Here is a 15,318-nt window from a genome sequence, read left to right as displayed (position 1 = left end):
CATGTAGTGTATAAAAACCAATGGAGAAACCTTTAATGAATCTTTTTCTAAACTTCAAATCTTTGTGTAATGAATAAACTTTTACCTTCCGTCAAAAGTTTAATCACGCTTGCCGCAGTCCTGTGCTTCATGTTTCAGGCTCAGGCGGCCCAGGCTCAGAAAGTGAGCCTGTCGGTCCGCAATGCGACGATCAAAGCGGCGATTGAACGCCTGCAAAAGGATTACGGCTACTCGTTCGTCATCAAGACGAAAAATGCCGATTTGAACAAGACGATCACCCTGAACGTCAAGGACGAGGAGATCGGCGCCGTGGTCGAGAAAATGTTCGTCGGACAGCGTGTCGCCAGCAGCGTCGAGGGCAAGATGATCGCCATCATGTCCGCTCCCGCGAAAGAGGACCCTGCGGCCCGCGCTTCGGCCAATGCGGTCGTGAAGGGTGTGGTCCGCGACAACGCCGGGGCTGCGATCACCGGTGCGACGGTGATCGTCGACGGTACGACGATCGGAACCACGACCGATCTCGACGGTTCGTTCTCCGTTCGGATCGGGGCGCGCACGAATGTCCGTCTGATCGTTTCTTACCTCGGTCTGAAAACCCGCGAAGTGCAGGTGGACGATCCGGCCCGCTTCTATGAAATCCGCCTCGAAAACGACGACATGGCTCTCGACGAGGTGGTCGTCGTCGGTTACGGTACGCAGCGCCGCAGCCTGGTCACCAACGCGATCAGTCAGTTCAAACCCAACGAGGAGAATATGCGCAGCGTGATGTCGCCCTCGGAACTGCTCCAAGGCCGCATCGCCGGCGTGTCGATTTCGACGAGTTCGGGTAACCTCGGTTCGGCCGAGAAGATGAGCATCCGCGGTTCCTCGTCGCTCAGCGCGAGCAACGAACCGCTCTATGTGATCGACGGCATTCCGCTGTCCAACAACTCCGCTTCGCTCTATTCGTTCGGCGAGAGCATGAGTTCGCTGGCGATGCTCAACCTGACCGACATCGAGTCGATCGAGGTGTTGAAGGATGCCGCGTCGGCCGCCATCTACGGTTCGCGCGCCACCAACGGCGTCGTGCTGATCACCACCAAGCAGGGCCGCGAGGGCAAGTCGGAGGTCAAGGTCAACTACGGATTCAGCATCACGCAGTTCGCCAATCCGGGACGCCGCGAGTATGTCGGTTCGAAGCAGTACGTCGAGGTGTTCAACGAGGGCATCGACAACTACAATTTCCAGAACGGGTTCACGGTCAACAGTTCGGGGTATGTCAGGCATATACAGAATCCCTACGGGAATCTGCCCGATACCGATTGGCTCGACCTGATCACCCGCCTCGGCCAGTCGCATTATTTCGACGTGTCGTTCTCGGGCGGCAACGCGAAGACCAAATACTATCTCTCGGGCAGCTACAATTATCAGGAAGGCGTCATCAAGACCAACGACATTTCGAAGGTCAACCTCAAATCGAATATCAGCCATGAAATGTTCAAATGGCTGAAAGTGGGTGCCAACGTCAGCGGCAACTACCTGCACAACAACCGTATTCCGGGCGCAGACCTCGGTTCGACGATCATCGGCCGCGCCGTGCAGCAGCGTCCCTTCGACCGTCCCTACAAACCCAACGGCGACTATTACACGGGCGGAACCGACGAACTGCTGCTGCACAATGCCGTGCAGATTCTCTCGGAGGAGGTTTCCTATACGGACAACTACCGTTTCATCGGTTCGTTCTGGGCCGAGGCGCAAATTGTCAAGGGGTTGAAGATCAGGGCTTCGTACAACAACGATTCGGCCTATACCTACGACTATGTCTATTACAACCAGAACCATCCCTACGCCGCCGACAACGGCCGTATTCTGGACCGCAACCGGTTCGTGATGACCAACACGGCGGACCTTTACGCCAACTACGACCGGAAGATCGGCGAGGATTTCGAGCTGGGCGCCATGGTGGGCCACTCGTTTCTGAAAACCAAGTCCCGCACGTCGTACATCGACGCGCAGAACTATCCCTCGCCGGCGTTCGATGTGGCGAGCGTCGCCGCGAACATCGTCGGTGCGAGCGCCGGATTGTCGGAGTATGCCATCGAGTCCTATTTCGCCCGTGTGAGCTTCGCCTACAAGGACCGCTATGTACTCAATGCGACGATCCGTACCGACGGCTCGTCGCGCTTCGCCCCCGATTGCCGCTGGGGATGGTTCCCGTCGGTTTCGGTGGGCTGGAACGTTTCGAACGAGTCGTTCTGGAATGCCGAGAAGACCGACCTGAAGATCCGTGCCAGCTATGGACGCACGGGTAATCAGGACGGAATCAGCAACTACGGCTGGCAGGCCCTCATTAGCGGCGGCGCCAATTACGGCGGTCAGAGCGGTATCGCCATCTCGTCGAGCGGCAACGACCGCCTGACGTGGGAGACCGCCGACCAGTATAACGCCGGATTTGACCTGAGTTTCCTGGGCGGCAAGATCAACATGATCGCCGACGTTTACCTGAAAAACACGAACAACCTGCTCTATTCGAAACCCGTGCATGCCACCACCGGCGAGACCTCGATCCTGAGCAACATCGGTTCGATGCGCAACAAGGGTATCGAGTTCACGATCAACACCCACTTCAACCTGGGCAAGGTGCAGTGGAACTCGTCACTCAACATCGCGCGTAATGTCAACAAGCTGACCGCGCTGCTCGAGGACGACATGCTGTCCATCGGTGCGAACCGTGCGCTGAAGATCGGCCGGACGGTCGGATCGTGGTACATTTTCCGCAAGGACGGCATTTATCAGTATGACGGCGAGGTTCCGCAGACGATCTACGACAAGGGCGTGCGCGCCGGCGACGTCAAATACTGGGACCGCAACGGCGACGGAAACATCACCGACGACGACCGTATCGTGACGGGCAATCCCAATCCCAAGTTCTCGGGCGGCTGGAACAACTCCTTCAAGTACAAGGGGCTGGAGCTGAGCGTGTTCTTTACGTACAGCTATGGCAACGACGTTTTCGCGTCGTGGATGGGGCACGCCAGCAAGCCGGGTTACACCCGGGCGCTGCTGAAAGAGTTCGCCGACAATCGCTGGACGGGTCCCGGGACGACGAACGAGTATCCGCGTGCCGTCTATTCGTACAGCGGATGGAATGCCAAAAACTCGACGGGGCTGCTCAAAGACGGTTCGTTCATCCGCCTGCGCTCGATGACGCTGGGCTACACGTTCCCGCAGCGGATGATTTCGAAGATTCACCTGAAAGGGCTTCGGCTCTATTTGCAGGGCGACAACCTCTTTCTCTGCTCGCGTTATCCCGGCTGGGACCCCGAGACGAGTGTGAACCTCGATCCGCGTTTTTACGGCGAGGACAACGACGGCGTGCCTCAGCCGCGCATCTTCAAACTGGGTGTTAACATCACTTTTTAAATCTCCGGAAACATGAAATCGCTGCATAAAACAATCATGCTCGCCCTGTTGCTCCTGACGGGAGCCTGCGGCAGTATGCTCGACATTGAACCGCATTCGGCGGTATCTCCGACAGTGGTCGGCCCCGACGATATCGATGCGCTGCGCATGGGTATGTACAACAAGGTGCAGGAGGGTCCCACCTACTATTCCTATATCGCTTTCGACCTTTTCGGCGGCGAGCTGATGACCAGCACCGGCCGGCCGATCGATCTGATAAACTCGCTCTCCAACGCGCTGCACACGTTCGTCAGCAGCCAGTGGAACGGTTATTACAAGGCGCTCCTGCAAGTGAACAACGTCATGTCGATTGCCGAAGGACTGGCCGACAGCCCTTTGAAAAACCGCGTGCTGGGCGAGTGCCGCTATTTCCGGGCTTACATCTATCTGTGCCTGGTAACCCGTTTCGGCGATGTGCCCGTGCTGCGTCAGAATACGCAGGCCAAGGTTTCGCGCGATCCGGCCGCGGACGCCTGGGCGTTGGTCGAGGAGGACCTCGATGCGGCCGCCGGCTACCTGAACGGACTGACCGCCGACAGCTATTATTATGTTTCTCCGCAGGCCGTCACGGCGCTCAAAGCCCGTGTGAAACTCTATCTGGGCAAGAAAGGGGAGGCGAAGGAGCTTGCCGAAAGTCTGATCGGAAATTCGCGTTTCGCGTTGGACAGCTTCGACAAGATATTCCGCGGCAAGGCCAACACGGAGGTGATCTTCGCTTTTTCGTGTCTGACCGAGGACGGTTCGTCGATCAAGATTTCCAACCAGTTCTACTCCTACAACCACCCCAACAAGGGCAGCTACAACTACCGTCCTGCGGGCGAGGTGATGACGATGTACGCCGACAACGACCTGCGCAAGGAGATATCGATCACCACGCTCGACAACCTGAATTTCATCAACAAGTACCCCAGCGGGCAGACCGGATCGGATCCCGTGGTCATTTCGCGTTTGGCCGAGATGTACCTGATAAGCGCCGAGGCGCAGGGGTTGAACGGCGGTCTCGACCGGCTCAACGAGCTGCGTGAGAAGCGCGGCCTCGGAAAGGTGAGCCCGGCCAACGAAGCCGAATTCCTGACGGCGGTGCTCGACGAGCGTCGTTTGGAGTTTCTGGCCGAAGGTTTCCGCTGGTACGACCTGGTGCGCACCGGAAGGGCTACACAGACGCTCGGCACGAAGGACTATCAATGCCTGATGCCGCTTCCGAGCCGGGAGCTGCTTTACAATCCGAATCTCAAACCGAATAACCCGGGTTATTAGCGGATTTGTCCAAAATGCTTAAAACCATGAAAACGATGAAAAACTATAAGTATATGATTGGGCTGCTGTTGTGCGCATGGCTGTTCGCGGCGTGCGACAACTCGAATGCCTTCGATGAATATGCCGCATACAGCACCAAGGCGCAGACTGCCTGGGGGCAGAGCATCGTCGAGGGGTCGAACGGTTATGTGGGCCACGTGAAGAGCGATTCGGCCTATACCCTGGCCGACGGCGTGGATGTGTTGGAGATGGCTTTTTTGGCCGACGACGGACTGGCCATACAGATGTTCCTGTTCAAAATCGAACTGAGCGACCGGATTACTCTGCGCACGACGCTTGCCGACGACAAGGACGCTGTGGGGACCGGTCAGACGATCATGAAACAGCTCGAAGCCATGCGGAAAAACGGCAGGAAGGTGCTGGGCGGAACCAATGCCGATTTTTTCAATACGACGACTTTCATTCCCTACGGTGTCTGCTGGCGCGACGGCGTGTGCGTGAAGAGTTCTTTTAGCCGTGAGGACTGCAATGTCTTCGTCATCTCGACGGATAACGAGGCTTTCTGTCTCACGACCGAAGAGTATGCACAGTTCAAAGCTGACGGGAAGATCCGCGAAGCGGTCTGCGGCCGCAGTACGCTGCTGCTTAGGAACGGCGTGCAGCTGGACCAGAGTTCCAGCACGATGCCTGCCGCGACGATGGAGCCGCGAACCGCAATCGGCGTGTCGCAGGACGGCAAGACGGTTTACCTGATGGTCGTGGACGGCCGCAACTTCTACTATTCGAACGGTGCGGATCTGTACGACCTGATGAATCTCATGTCTGCCTGCGGTGCGGGCGATGCCCTCAACCTCGACGGCGGAGGCTCTTCGACCTTCATTGCCAAAGACGCGGGATCGGGCGAACTGAAACTGCTGAACTGGCCGACCGACAAAGGCGGCGTCATGCGCGACGTGGCGACCGGATTGGCGATTGTTGAACAATAAACGACGGAACAGATGAAAACGATATTCCAATACCTGCTCCTGACGCTTGTGTGCGCGGGTTTCGGCGCTTGTCAGGATACCAGCGACGATACGGCCTTCACTCCGCAGACTCCCGTGCTGACGTTCGAAGAATCGGGGATCACGGCCGAGAAGGGCACGAAAGATTACGAACTTACGATCAATTCCAACCTGCCGTGGCGCATCGAATGCGATAAGGACTGGGTTTCGTTCGATCCTTTCTACGGACCGGGCGACGCCAAGATTACGGTGACGGTGTCGGCCAACCGCACGCTCGAAGAGCGTTCGGCGACGATTTCGGCCTATGTCATCAAGGGCGAGAACACCACGCTGCCCGTAAAGCAGGCCGCTGCAAGCGCTTCGGACCTTGCGACGAACTATTACGTCAAGGCCGACGGTGCGGCCGACAAGGACGGTCTTACGTGGGAGACTGCCACGACGCTGGCCAATGCGATCGACCTGGCGATGAACGGTGACGTTATCCACGTGGCCGCAGGTTCCTACGTGCCTTCGGTTCCGTTGACGGGTATGAAGACCGCGCTGGACAACACGTTCGAAATCCACAGCAACTTTGCGATGATCGGCGGCTACCCGGCCGATGCGACCACGGGTGCGGTGGCCGATCCCGAAGCGAACGAGACGATTCTGGACGGTAACAAGGCCGTATGCCATGTCGTAGCCGTCACGGCGGTTAAGACAACCGGTATGAAGGCCACGCTCGACGGTTTCACGATCAAGAACGGTTCGTCGCAGTTCGGAACGGTGGCGAGCACGGCGATCAACGGCGTGAAATTCTACCAGAGCTACGGCGCGGGCATTTTCATCGGCAATTCGCGGGTGGATGTGCTGAACTGCAAGATCGTCGACAATACGGACATCCGAATGGGCGCGATCCGCGTCGATGCGGGAGCCGAGGCGCTGTTCGACAACTGTCTGGTGGCGGACAACGCGACCAAGTCGACGGTCACGTACAACTGCGGCGGTTTGTGGGCCGACGGAACCGCGCTGCTGCGGATCAACAACTGTACGTTCAACAACAACAAGGCATCGGGCGTGGCTCCCTGTATCTACATCTTCGGCGATACGGGTGGCAAGACCAATGTGCTGATAAGCAACTCGACGATCTCGGGCAACAGCGTCAACCCCGAGCATGCGACCCGGAACGGCGGCGGCATCTACGTCCGCGAGAACGGCAACCTGGTGATCGTCAACTCGACGGTTTACGGCAACAACGCCGGCAAGGGCGCGGGTATCGCGGTCTACGGCAAAGCGGACAAGCCGAGCAAGGCGGTGATCGTCAGCTGTACGATTGCCGGGAATGCCACGGTGACGGCCGGAAGCGGAGCCGGATTGCAGCAGGCGGCTGTCGGAGGCGCCGTCGAGGTCTACAATACGCTGATTTCCGGAAACACGACGGACGGTGCGGCCGACGATGTCGCCTGGTTCAAGGGCGCAAGCTACAAGGTTGCCAACTCGATCATCGGCAATACGGTTTACAATGCCGAGGGAGGCGTTGTTGCCGGCGCTGCGTTCGATGCGGCCACGATGCTCAGTCCGCTGGGTGAAAACGGCGGTGCGACGAAGAGCTGCGTGCTGCTGGGCGATGCAAACCCGGCCCGTCAGTACGGAATGTCGCAGTCGGAGCTTCGGATTCTGGGCGAAAGCCTCGATCCGGCATTCGGCGAGGCGATCTCCTCGGTGGATCAGACCGGCGTCTCGCGCGAGGGCAGGACGGTCGTGGGAGCCGTTGTGAAATAGTGGATTTTTCGAAGCGTACCGGTGCGAACCGGTACGCTTTTTCTTATCTTTATGTGATGAAACATTACGGAATCGGACTGCTGTTCGCAGTCTTTTGTGCGATTTCGGCATTTGCCGGAGAGCCTGTGCCGCGGCTGAGGGTCGGTTCCTCGTCGGGGATTTTCGGTCCGGTCGGGAACTGGACCTACGAAACGTTCGCCGAGGCGAAGAAGGCAGGAATCGACGCTGTGGAAATCAGCGCGTCGAAGCTTTTCCTGGACAAGGAGATGACCGACGAGAGCCGGATCGAGGCCCGTTGCCGGCAGTTGAAGCGTGATCTGAAACGGGCCGGTATCGAAATCTGGTCGGTGCACATGCCTTTCGGAAAGGAGATCGACCTTTCGCAGACCGACGAGGCGATCCGGCGTAAAAGCGTCGAACTGCACCGGCGCCTGTTGCGTTTCTGCCGTATACTCTCACCGCGGATCGTGCTGTTCCACCCGAGCTGGTATCTCGGGCACGGAGAGCGCGACGAGCGGATCGCCTGCCTGGTGCGTTCGGCCGGGGAGCTGCTTCCGGACGTGAAGAGGATCGGCGCCGAAATGGTTGTCGAGAACATGCTGGGGCATGAACTGGTCAGGGACGAGAACTACGAACGTCCGCTGGGCCGGACCGTCGAAGAGGTGCTGCACATCATGTCGCTGCTGCCCCGGGAAGTGAATGCCGCCGTGGATACCAATCATATCGACAATCCCGAACTGCTGATCCGTGCGCTGGGGACCCGGGTGAAGACGATTCACGTCAGCGACGGCGACGGACGCAACGAGTGTCACGACCTCCCGTGGCAGGGCCGGGGCGACAACGACTGGGCCGCGGTGCTGAAAGCGTTGTACGAAGATGCCCGTTACCGGGGCGTCTTCATGTACGAGGTGAAGAAGGCGGAGTTTTCGGAACTGAAAGACTGCTACGACAAGATGTACGAACAGTACGTGCGGTCGGTGCGGTAGGAAACGCGCTGTTTTATGGAAAACGCGGTCCGATGAATTTCATCGGACCGCGTTTTTTAATTCCAGGGCCGTCGGCGTTTACCTGCGGACCACGATGCAGTTGGGCACGCCGCGCTCGCCTTCGTGGTCGAAACGGCGGTTGTCGTAGGGATGGTTGAGCACGCCTTCGCGGGCGGTCCAGAGCGTCGAGGAGCCTCCGCCGTCGAGGTTCAGTGCTTCGACAAGTCCCAGCTGCCGGGCGATATAGGCCGTTTCGGCAATGGTCGTACCTTCGCCCTGGCCTTTGAACCGCCCGTCGATTACGGCCATCACGACCGTTCCGTCGGCGCGTTTGCCGATCAGCGTGCGGGGATGGCGGCGGGCGTAGAAGCTGCTGCCGGAGGTGTATTCGACCGTTTTGCCCTTCTCGATGAGCACCGGGCCTGCGGCCAGCGCCGAACGGTAACGCCGCGCCACATCGGGATAGTCGGTCGTGTCGCAGCGGAAAATCTCCATCCGGCGGCCTTTACGGTCCTTGAAAGCTATCACGCCGTTGGTGCGGAATGTTTCTTCGGGGGTGGTGCGTCCCACGATTTTTTTGTCGAGCAGTACGAATGTCACGGGCTCGAAGGTCTTCACGTTGAAATAACTGCCGTTGGCGGCGATGTCGGCTCCGGCGGCTTTGCCCAGATTGCTCGTGGCGTCGGCCCGGCGGTCGAGATGGATGATTTCGGTTGTGAATTTGCGGCCGGGATAGGTGGCGACGGAGATGCTTTGGCGCGAGCCGAACAGGTCGATCTGTGCGTAACGGCATTGGGCGCCGTCACCCAGATCGGTCGTGTGCCATTCGGCGGTGGCGAATGCGATGGAGTCTCGGGGTGTCTGGGCCGCGGCGTCGAGCGAACAAAGGAGCAGCAGGGCTCCGAGTACAGTTTTGGTCATAGTTCGTATAAACGTGTTAGTACACACAAATTTACGCATTTGGCACGGATTTAGCAAGTGTTCGCCAGGCTATTTTCGCAAAAAAACGACTGTCGTTTTGCTGTTGCAACGAAAGCGCCTCCGAAAACATTCGGAAGCGCTTTCGTTATGCAATCGGCCGCGGTTATTCGGCCTTGGTGTAGACCGTGCCGGTGCCTTCGATCGTCAGGGTGTATTTGCCCTCGGCGTCCTTGGCGATCACGCCCGTTTCGGTGAAATCGATGGTCTGGCCGTTGCCGACGCTCTCTCCTTTGAGCAGGATTTTGTCGGCCTCGCCCTGGAGTTCCCACGACGAATAGACCAGCGTGGCCATGTTGATCGACCGTGCTGCGCCTTCGACCAGGATTTCGACGCCCATCACACCTTCGGGGTTGATCGGGTCGGGCATCGTCCACTGGCCTACGGCTTCGGCGTAGGTGGGGTCGGCGGCGATCTTCGTGGCGGCGGCGCCGTCCTCCAGTTTGCCCGTGTAGTCCACGACGACCGGGGCGCCCAGCAGCAGCCCCTCGGCCTCGCTCTTGTCGGCGTCCATCGTCGAGAAAGTGTAGGTCTCGTCGGCGGTCAGCGCTTTGACGGTGACGGTGTTCATCGATGCGTCGGCGATAATGCCCTCGAAGGTCTTCGGGGTGTTGTCGGCGCAGGCTGCCAGCCCGCAGAGGGCCACGGCAGTCGTCAGGAGTTTGATGCTTTTCATTTGCTTGTATTGTTAACGGTTTTTGATGTATTCGTCGATCGCCCGGGCCGCCGTGCGTCCGGCGCCCATGGCCAGGATTACCGTTGCGGCGCCCGTTACGGCGTCGCCCCCGGCGAAGACGCCCTTGCGGGTGGTGGCTCCGTGCTCGTCGGCCGTGATGCAGCCCCGGCGGTTGGTTTCGAGCCCTTCGGTCGTGGCCGCCAGCAGCGGGTTGGGCGAGGTGCCCAGCGCCATGATGACCACGTCGCAGTCGATTTCGAACTCCGAACCCTCCTTCACCACCGGTGACCGGCGGCCGCTCTCGTCGGGTTCGCCCAGCTCCATCTCCACGCACCGCAGGCCCGTCACCCAGCCTTTTTCATCGCCGAGGACTTCGGTGGGGTTGGTCAGCATGCGGAAGCGGATGCCCTCTTCCTTGGCGTGGTGGACCTCCTCAACGCGCGCCGGGAGCTCCTTTTCCGAACGGCGGTAGACGATCGTCGCCTCCGCGCCCAGCCGCCTGGCCGTGCGTACGGCGTCCATCGCCACGTTGCCGCCGCCCACGACCACCACGCGCTGTCCGACGTAGATCGGGGTGTCGTACTCCTTGTCGTAGGCGTGCATCAGGTTGGCCCGCGTGAGGAATTCGTTGGCTGAGACCACGCCGTTGAGGTTCTCGCCCGGGATGCCCATGAAGCGGGGCAGTCCGGCTCCCGAGCCGATGAAAACGGCGTCGTAACCCTCCTCGTCCAGCAGCGAGTCGATCGTCACGGTGCGGCCCACGATCACGTCGGTCTCGATCTCCACGCCCAGCCGCTCGACCTGGGCGATTTCGCGCGCCACGATGCGCTCTTTCGGGAGACGGAACTCGGGAATGCCGTAGACCAGCACGCCGCCCGCTTCGTGCAGCGCCTCGAAAATCTTCACGTCATAACCCATGCGCGCCAGGTCGCTGGCGCAGGCCAGTCCGGCCGGGCCGCTGCCGATGACGGCGACTTTGCGGCCGCTGCGCACGGCGGCGGGCTGTACGGGGGCGCCGTGTTCGAGTTTCCAGTCGCCGACGAAGCGTTCGAGCTTGCCCACGGCCACCGGTTCGCCCTTGATGCCGAGGATGCACGCCCCTTCGCACTGGCTCTCCTGCGGGCAGACGCGGCCGCAGATCGAGGGCAGCGAACTGTCCTCGGAGATGATGTCGGCGGCCTCCTGCAGCCGTCCTTCGTGCACGGCGGCGATGAAGTCGGGAATGCGGATTCCCACCGGGCACGCCCCGACACAGCGGGGATTCTTGCAGCGCAGGCAGCGCGAGGCTTCGAGCGCGGCCTCTTCGGGGTTGTAGCCGTAGCAGACCTCCTCGAAGTTGGTCGCACGGATGGCCGGGTCCTGTTCGCGCACCGGCACGCGGGGTATCTTGTTTGCCATGGTTTACTTGTCTAATCCGATCCTACATTCGTGTCCCGCCTTGCGCTCGGCCTCGATGGCCGCGGCGCGCTGCTCTTGGGTGCGGTACATACCCTGACGGCGCATCGCCTCGTCGAAATCGACCTCGTGGGCGTCGAACTCCGGGCCGTCGACGCACGTGAAGCGCGTCCGTCCGCCGACCGTCACGCGGCAGGCGCCGCACATGCCCGTACCGTCGACCATCAGCGCGTTGAGCGACACGGTGGTCTTCAGACTGTATTTCTTCGTGGTGAGGGCCACGAACTTCATCATGATCATCGGTCCGATGGCCACGCATTCGTCGTAGTGCCGGCCCTGTTTTTCGACGAGTTCCTCGATGACTTGCGTCACCAGTCCTTTGAAGCCCTCCGAACCGTCGTCGGTGGCGATGTAGAGGTTCTCGGCGACGGCCCGCATGGCGTCGGTATAGATCAGCATGTCGCGCGTCTTCGCGCCGATGATGACGTCGGCGCAGACCCCGTGTTCCCGGAGCCATTTGACCTGCGGATAGACCGGGGCCGTGCCCACTCCGCCCGCTACGAAGAGGTAGTGCCGTTTGCGAAGTTCCTCGACGGGGATTTTGACGAACTCCGAGGGGTGGCCCAGCGGCCCTGCGAAGTCGGCGAGGGCGTCGCCCTGTTCGAGTGCGCATATCTTGCGCGTCGAGGCGCCGATGGCCTGCGTGACGATCGTCACGCTGCCCTCCGCGGCGTCGAAATCGGAGATCGTGAGCGGAATGCGCTCGCCGTGTTCGTCGACGCGCACGATGACGAATTGTCCGGGCTGTGCCGAACGCGCTACGCGCGGTGCGAGGACCTTCATCAGCCAGATGCCTTCCGCGAGGCTTCGTTTTTCAAGAATGGGGTACATTATGTCGTATTAAGTGTTTGTGTGTCACTCTTCGATGATCGCCGTGATCCGCAGGCGCCGCATCGGACGCACGGGGTCGTTGGTCACCACCATGAGGTGCTCCGTCAGCACGCCGAAATCCTGCGTCGCGGGGTCGAGGAGCACTTCGGCCCGGAACGAATCCCCCGGGGCTACCGTCCGGCCCGGCGCGAGCGTCGTGGCGATGTGTCCTTCACCCTCCACGGCCCGGACGATCAGCGGTGCGTCGCCCGTGTTCGAAAGCGTGAACGACAGCTTCCGCCGCGGGCCCGTGTGCTTCACCGGGCCAAATTTAAGGATATTTTCCGAGAATTCGGCCCTCGGGCTCTTTTGTGTCGCATCGGCAGGCCGCGCGTCGACGCCGATGCCGTGCGCTACGATCGTCGTGCCGTTGCTGCGGCCGTCGACGGCGACCTCCAGCGCATCGCGCAGGGTGCCGTAGCGGGGAGTGCCGGCCGGGATGAGGTAGGAGAGGTTGATCTCGCCCCGCTGGCCCGGTGCGATCCGCTGCGGAGCGTCTACCTGAAGCAGGCCGCTCTCGTCCTGCGGGCGCAGCGAGAGCCGGACCGTGCGGTCCGAGGCGTTGGCATAGCCGATCGATCCCTGCACCTGCCGGCCCTGATATATATAGGAGAAGGCGCTGAGGGTCGTGGACAGCCGCAGGCCCCCGCCGGCGTCGACCGGGTAAAGTTCTTCGAGGCTCTTTTCGCGCGGCGTGACATTGCCCTGTACGGTGATCGAGGCGACTTTCTTCCGCTCGTTGGAGTAGACCCACAACTCCTTGGTGAAGGTGCCGGGGCGGTTCATGGGATCATACGTGACGGTGATCTGCGTCTTGCCGCCCGGGGTGACGGGCTGGCGCGAGAATTCGGGCACCGTGCAGCCGCAGGAGGTCACCACGTCGAGGATCACCAGCGGCTTGTCGCCGCGGTTGACGCCCGTGAAGGTGTGGCTGACGCGGCCGTCGCTCTCGCGGATGGTGCCGAAATCCCAGGTGTCGGGTTCGAAAACCAGACGGGCCTGTGCGGAGGCGGAAAAAGCGGCGAACGCCGCGATAATGAGGAGTATGATTCGTTTTGCTGACATCGGTTCAGTTGTTGTGGGACATGCAAAGATACTTTTTTTGCGAAAATTTCGTGCAATAATTTTGCAGGAATGAATTTTTGACCTATATTTGCACTCCGAAACGATGGAACAACTCGTTTCAACTGCCTGAATAGCTCAGTTGGTTAGAGCACATGACTGTTAATCATGGGGTCCTAGGTTCAAGTCCTTGTTCAGGCGCAGATGCGCGAGGGTTGCGTAAAGGTTCTTTCAAGAAAACGCCTGCAAGGGGTTGTCCGTAAAAGGATGGTCCGGAATGGGTAATCGGAAGGTTGCCTTTGCAGTCCCAAGCCATTTTTAGGGGAGCTTAGCTCAGTTGGTTCAGAGCGTCTGCCTTACAAGCAGAGGGTCGGGGGTTCGAATCCCTCAGCTCCCACAACTGAAAATCAACGACTTGCAGCAATGTAGGTCGTTTTTCTTTTATGTGCCTCCGTGGTCGGTTTACACGTTTTTTGCCTGTTTGTGTTAACCAATGTGTCAACCAAAATGACGCATGAAAGCAAACATCGAGGTCATTTGTTACAAGTACAAACCTCTCAAAGACGGAACGCTTCCTTTAATGCTCCGAGTTACGAAAGACCGCAAACGCAAATACGTTTCGCTGGGCCTTTCCCTGCACGAAAAGTTTTGGGATTTCGAGAAAGGCAAGCCCAAACGAAATTGTCCCAATAAGGAGCAAATCGAACGGCTGATAGCCGCAAAAACAGCGGAATACAACGATTTGATTGTCGAAATGACCTCCCAGCAACGTGAATACACGGTGGAAACGCTCGTGTCCCATTTTCATAACCAAGTCCGTTGCGCTACGGTGGTCGAATTGTACGATAAACTGATTGACGACATGAAACGCGGTGGTAAACTCGGCAATGCAGGCGTTTACAAATACTCCCGTACATCGTTGCTGAAATTCACGGGGCAGCGGTTGCAAATCCCGTTCAGCGACATTGACGCCGTGTGGTTGCGTCGTTACGAGAATTGGTTACGGACGAGCGGTTGCGGTGATACGACCATTAGCCAACTCTTTCGAACGTTGCGTAGCGTGTTCAACAAGGCGGTAGAATTGCAGTTGGTGAAACGGGATTATTACCCGTTCGATGCCTATAAAGTCAGCAAATTCGATACGCGGACGAAGAAACGGGCCATTACGAAAGAGGACGTGCGCAAGGTTATTGCACTCGACTTATCACAAGGCTATCCCTCCGAACGATTGGCACGGGATATTTTCGTGTTCAGCTATTTCGGAGCAGGGATTAACTTTGCAGACATCGCCCTGCTGAAATACGGAAATGTACGGGACGGACGGGTGCAATACGTTCGGAAGAAAACGGGCAAGCCTATCAATTTTTTGCTGACGGAAGAAATGCGGAATATCATTGCCAAATACCAGCAACAAGGACAGACGGATGAAGATTATATTTTTCCGATACTCGACCGTCGTGTGCATAGAACGGAGCAGCAGAGATATGACCGAACGCATAAGGTGCTGACGAACACGAATCGCTGGTTGCGTAAAATCGGGCAGCGGGTTGGCATCGAACATCTGACTACCTATGTAGCGAGGCACACGTTTGCAACCGTGTTGAAAAGGTCGGGAGTTAGCGTGGCATTGATTTCCGAATCGCTCGGCCATTCCGATTTATCAACCACCCAAATCTATTTGGATAGTTTCGAGAACAGCCAAATAGACGCGGCAATGCAACATCTATTGTAAAGGTAAAAGAGGTCGGGAGCCTATTGACTCCTGACCTCTACAAACCTTATAAGTGCAAAGTAATTCTTAACCGAGATACTGTGTCAGCATATCCATAAT

The 15,318-nt window shown here is 58.8% G+C and carries 11 protein-coding genes and 2 tRNA genes; 8 read left to right on the top strand and 5 right to left on the bottom strand.

Annotation, left to right across the window (positions count from 1 at the left end; genetic code table 11):
• Positions 1–69 precede the first annotated feature (69 nt).
• Genes BLU78_RS10950 through BLU78_RS10930 form a run of 5 tightly spaced genes read left to right on the top strand, consistent with a single transcriptional unit; the run spans position 70 to position 8,446 of the window.
• A complete protein-coding gene (locus BLU78_RS10950; protein WP_010264683.1) occupies positions 70–3,402 on the top strand; it encodes a SusC/RagA family TonB-linked outer membrane protein in 3,333 nt (1,110 codons plus the stop codon).
• Positions 3,403–3,414: 12 nt separating this feature from the next.
• Positions 3,415–4,698 (top strand): RagB/SusD family nutrient uptake outer membrane protein, encoded by a 1,284-nt coding sequence (locus BLU78_RS10945; protein WP_010264680.1) that lies wholly within the window; start codon positions 3,415–3,417, stop codon positions 4,696–4,698.
• 26 nt (positions 4,699–4,724) lie between these two features.
• Positions 4,725–5,684 carry a phosphodiester glycosidase family protein gene (locus tag BLU78_RS10940; protein ID WP_010264677.1) on the top strand — a complete coding sequence of 320 codons (960 nt, stop codon included), beginning with the start codon at positions 4,725–4,727 and terminating at the stop codon, positions 5,682–5,684.
• A 12-nt stretch (positions 5,685–5,696) separates the two neighbouring features.
• Positions 5,697–7,460: a right-handed parallel beta-helix repeat-containing protein gene (locus tag BLU78_RS10935; protein WP_010264673.1), complete on the top strand. Its 1,764-nt coding sequence runs from the start codon at positions 5,697–5,699 to the stop codon at positions 7,458–7,460.
• Between the two features lie 56 nt (positions 7,461–7,516).
• Complete coding sequence (locus tag BLU78_RS10930) at positions 7,517–8,446, top strand: sugar phosphate isomerase/epimerase family protein (protein ID WP_143029393.1); 930 nt, start codon at positions 7,517–7,519, stop codon at positions 8,444–8,446.
• A 78-nt stretch (positions 8,447–8,524) separates the two neighbouring features.
• On the opposite strand, the gene BLU78_RS10925 is transcribed toward BLU78_RS10930, so the two are convergent.
• The 5 genes from BLU78_RS10925 to BLU78_RS10905 all read right to left on the bottom strand — a co-directional run bounded on the left by BLU78_RS10925 (position 8,525) and on the right by BLU78_RS10905 (position 13,490).
• Positions 8,525–9,367, bottom strand: coding sequence for a phosphodiester glycosidase family protein (locus BLU78_RS10925; protein ID WP_010264669.1), 843 nt, complete (start codon positions 9,365–9,367; stop codon positions 8,525–8,527).
• Positions 9,368–9,530: 163 nt separating this feature from the next.
• Positions 9,531–10,100: a lipocalin-like domain-containing protein gene (locus BLU78_RS10920; RefSeq protein WP_010264667.1), complete on the bottom strand. Its 570-nt coding sequence runs from the start codon at positions 10,098–10,100 to the stop codon at positions 9,531–9,533.
• A gap of 12 nt (positions 10,101–10,112) precedes the next feature.
• Positions 10,113–11,498: an NADPH-dependent glutamate synthase gene (gltA, locus tag BLU78_RS10915; protein WP_010264665.1), complete on the bottom strand. Its 1,386-nt coding sequence runs from the start codon at positions 11,496–11,498 to the stop codon at positions 10,113–10,115.
• A 3-nt stretch (positions 11,499–11,501) separates the two neighbouring features.
• Positions 11,502–12,386 (bottom strand): sulfide/dihydroorotate dehydrogenase-like FAD/NAD-binding protein, encoded by an 885-nt coding sequence (locus BLU78_RS10910; protein ID WP_010264663.1) that lies wholly within the window; start codon positions 12,384–12,386, stop codon positions 11,502–11,504.
• A gap of 24 nt (positions 12,387–12,410) precedes the next feature.
• Entirely contained in the window at positions 12,411–13,490 is a 1,080-nt protein-coding gene (locus BLU78_RS10905) for a DUF1573 domain-containing protein (protein ID WP_010264661.1), read from the bottom strand.
• Between the two features lie 124 nt (positions 13,491–13,614).
• Between BLU78_RS10905 and BLU78_RS10900 the strand changes: the two genes are divergently transcribed.
• The 3 genes from BLU78_RS10900 to BLU78_RS10890 all read left to right on the top strand — a co-directional run bounded on the left by BLU78_RS10900 (position 13,615) and on the right by BLU78_RS10890 (position 15,219).
• Positions 13,615–13,688: transfer RNA gene (locus tag BLU78_RS10900), tRNA-Asn, on the top strand.
• Positions 13,689–13,809: 121 nt separating this feature from the next.
• Positions 13,810–13,884: transfer RNA gene (locus BLU78_RS10895), tRNA-Val, on the top strand.
• Positions 13,885–14,001: 117 nt separating this feature from the next.
• Positions 14,002–15,219, top strand: a complete 1,218-nt coding sequence (locus tag BLU78_RS10890) for a site-specific integrase (protein WP_010264658.1) — start codon at positions 14,002–14,004, stop codon at positions 15,217–15,219.
• Positions 15,220–15,318 lie beyond the last annotated feature (99 nt).

The sequence above is a fragment of the Alistipes timonensis JC136 genome, assembly GCF_900107675.1.
Taxonomy (GTDB): domain Bacteria; phylum Bacteroidota; class Bacteroidia; order Bacteroidales; family Rikenellaceae; genus Alistipes; species Alistipes timonensis.
This window is presented reverse-complemented; position numbering and strand designations above follow the sequence as displayed.

Coding starts and splice junctions, on each gene's coding strand:
- BLU78_RS10950 (WP_010264683.1), top strand. CDS start 70: ATGAATAAACTTTTACCTTCCGTCAAAAGTTTAATCACGCTTGCCGCA.
- BLU78_RS10945 (WP_010264680.1), top strand. CDS start 3,415: ATGAAATCGCTGCATAAAACAATCATGCTCGCCCTGTTGCTCCTGACG.
- BLU78_RS10940 (WP_010264677.1), top strand. CDS start 4,725: ATGAAAACGATGAAAAACTATAAGTATATGATTGGGCTGCTGTTGTGC.
- BLU78_RS10935 (WP_010264673.1), top strand. CDS start 5,697: ATGAAAACGATATTCCAATACCTGCTCCTGACGCTTGTGTGCGCGGGT.
- BLU78_RS10930 (WP_143029393.1), top strand. CDS start 7,517: ATGAAACATTACGGAATCGGACTGCTGTTCGCAGTCTTTTGTGCGATT.
- BLU78_RS10925 (WP_010264669.1), bottom strand. CDS start 9,367: ATGACCAAAACTGTACTCGGAGCCCTGCTGCTCCTTTGTTCGCTCGAC.
- BLU78_RS10920 (WP_010264667.1), bottom strand. CDS start 10,100: ATGAAAAGCATCAAACTCCTGACGACTGCCGTGGCCCTCTGCGGGCTG.
- gltA (WP_010264665.1), bottom strand. CDS start 11,498: ATGGCAAACAAGATACCCCGCGTGCCGGTGCGCGAACAGGACCCGGCC.
- BLU78_RS10910 (WP_010264663.1), bottom strand. CDS start 12,386: ATGTACCCCATTCTTGAAAAACGAAGCCTCGCGGAAGGCATCTGGCTG.
- BLU78_RS10905 (WP_010264661.1), bottom strand. CDS start 13,490: ATGTCAGCAAAACGAATCATACTCCTCATTATCGCGGCGTTCGCCGCT.
- BLU78_RS10890 (WP_010264658.1), top strand. CDS start 14,002: ATGAAAGCAAACATCGAGGTCATTTGTTACAAGTACAAACCTCTCAAA.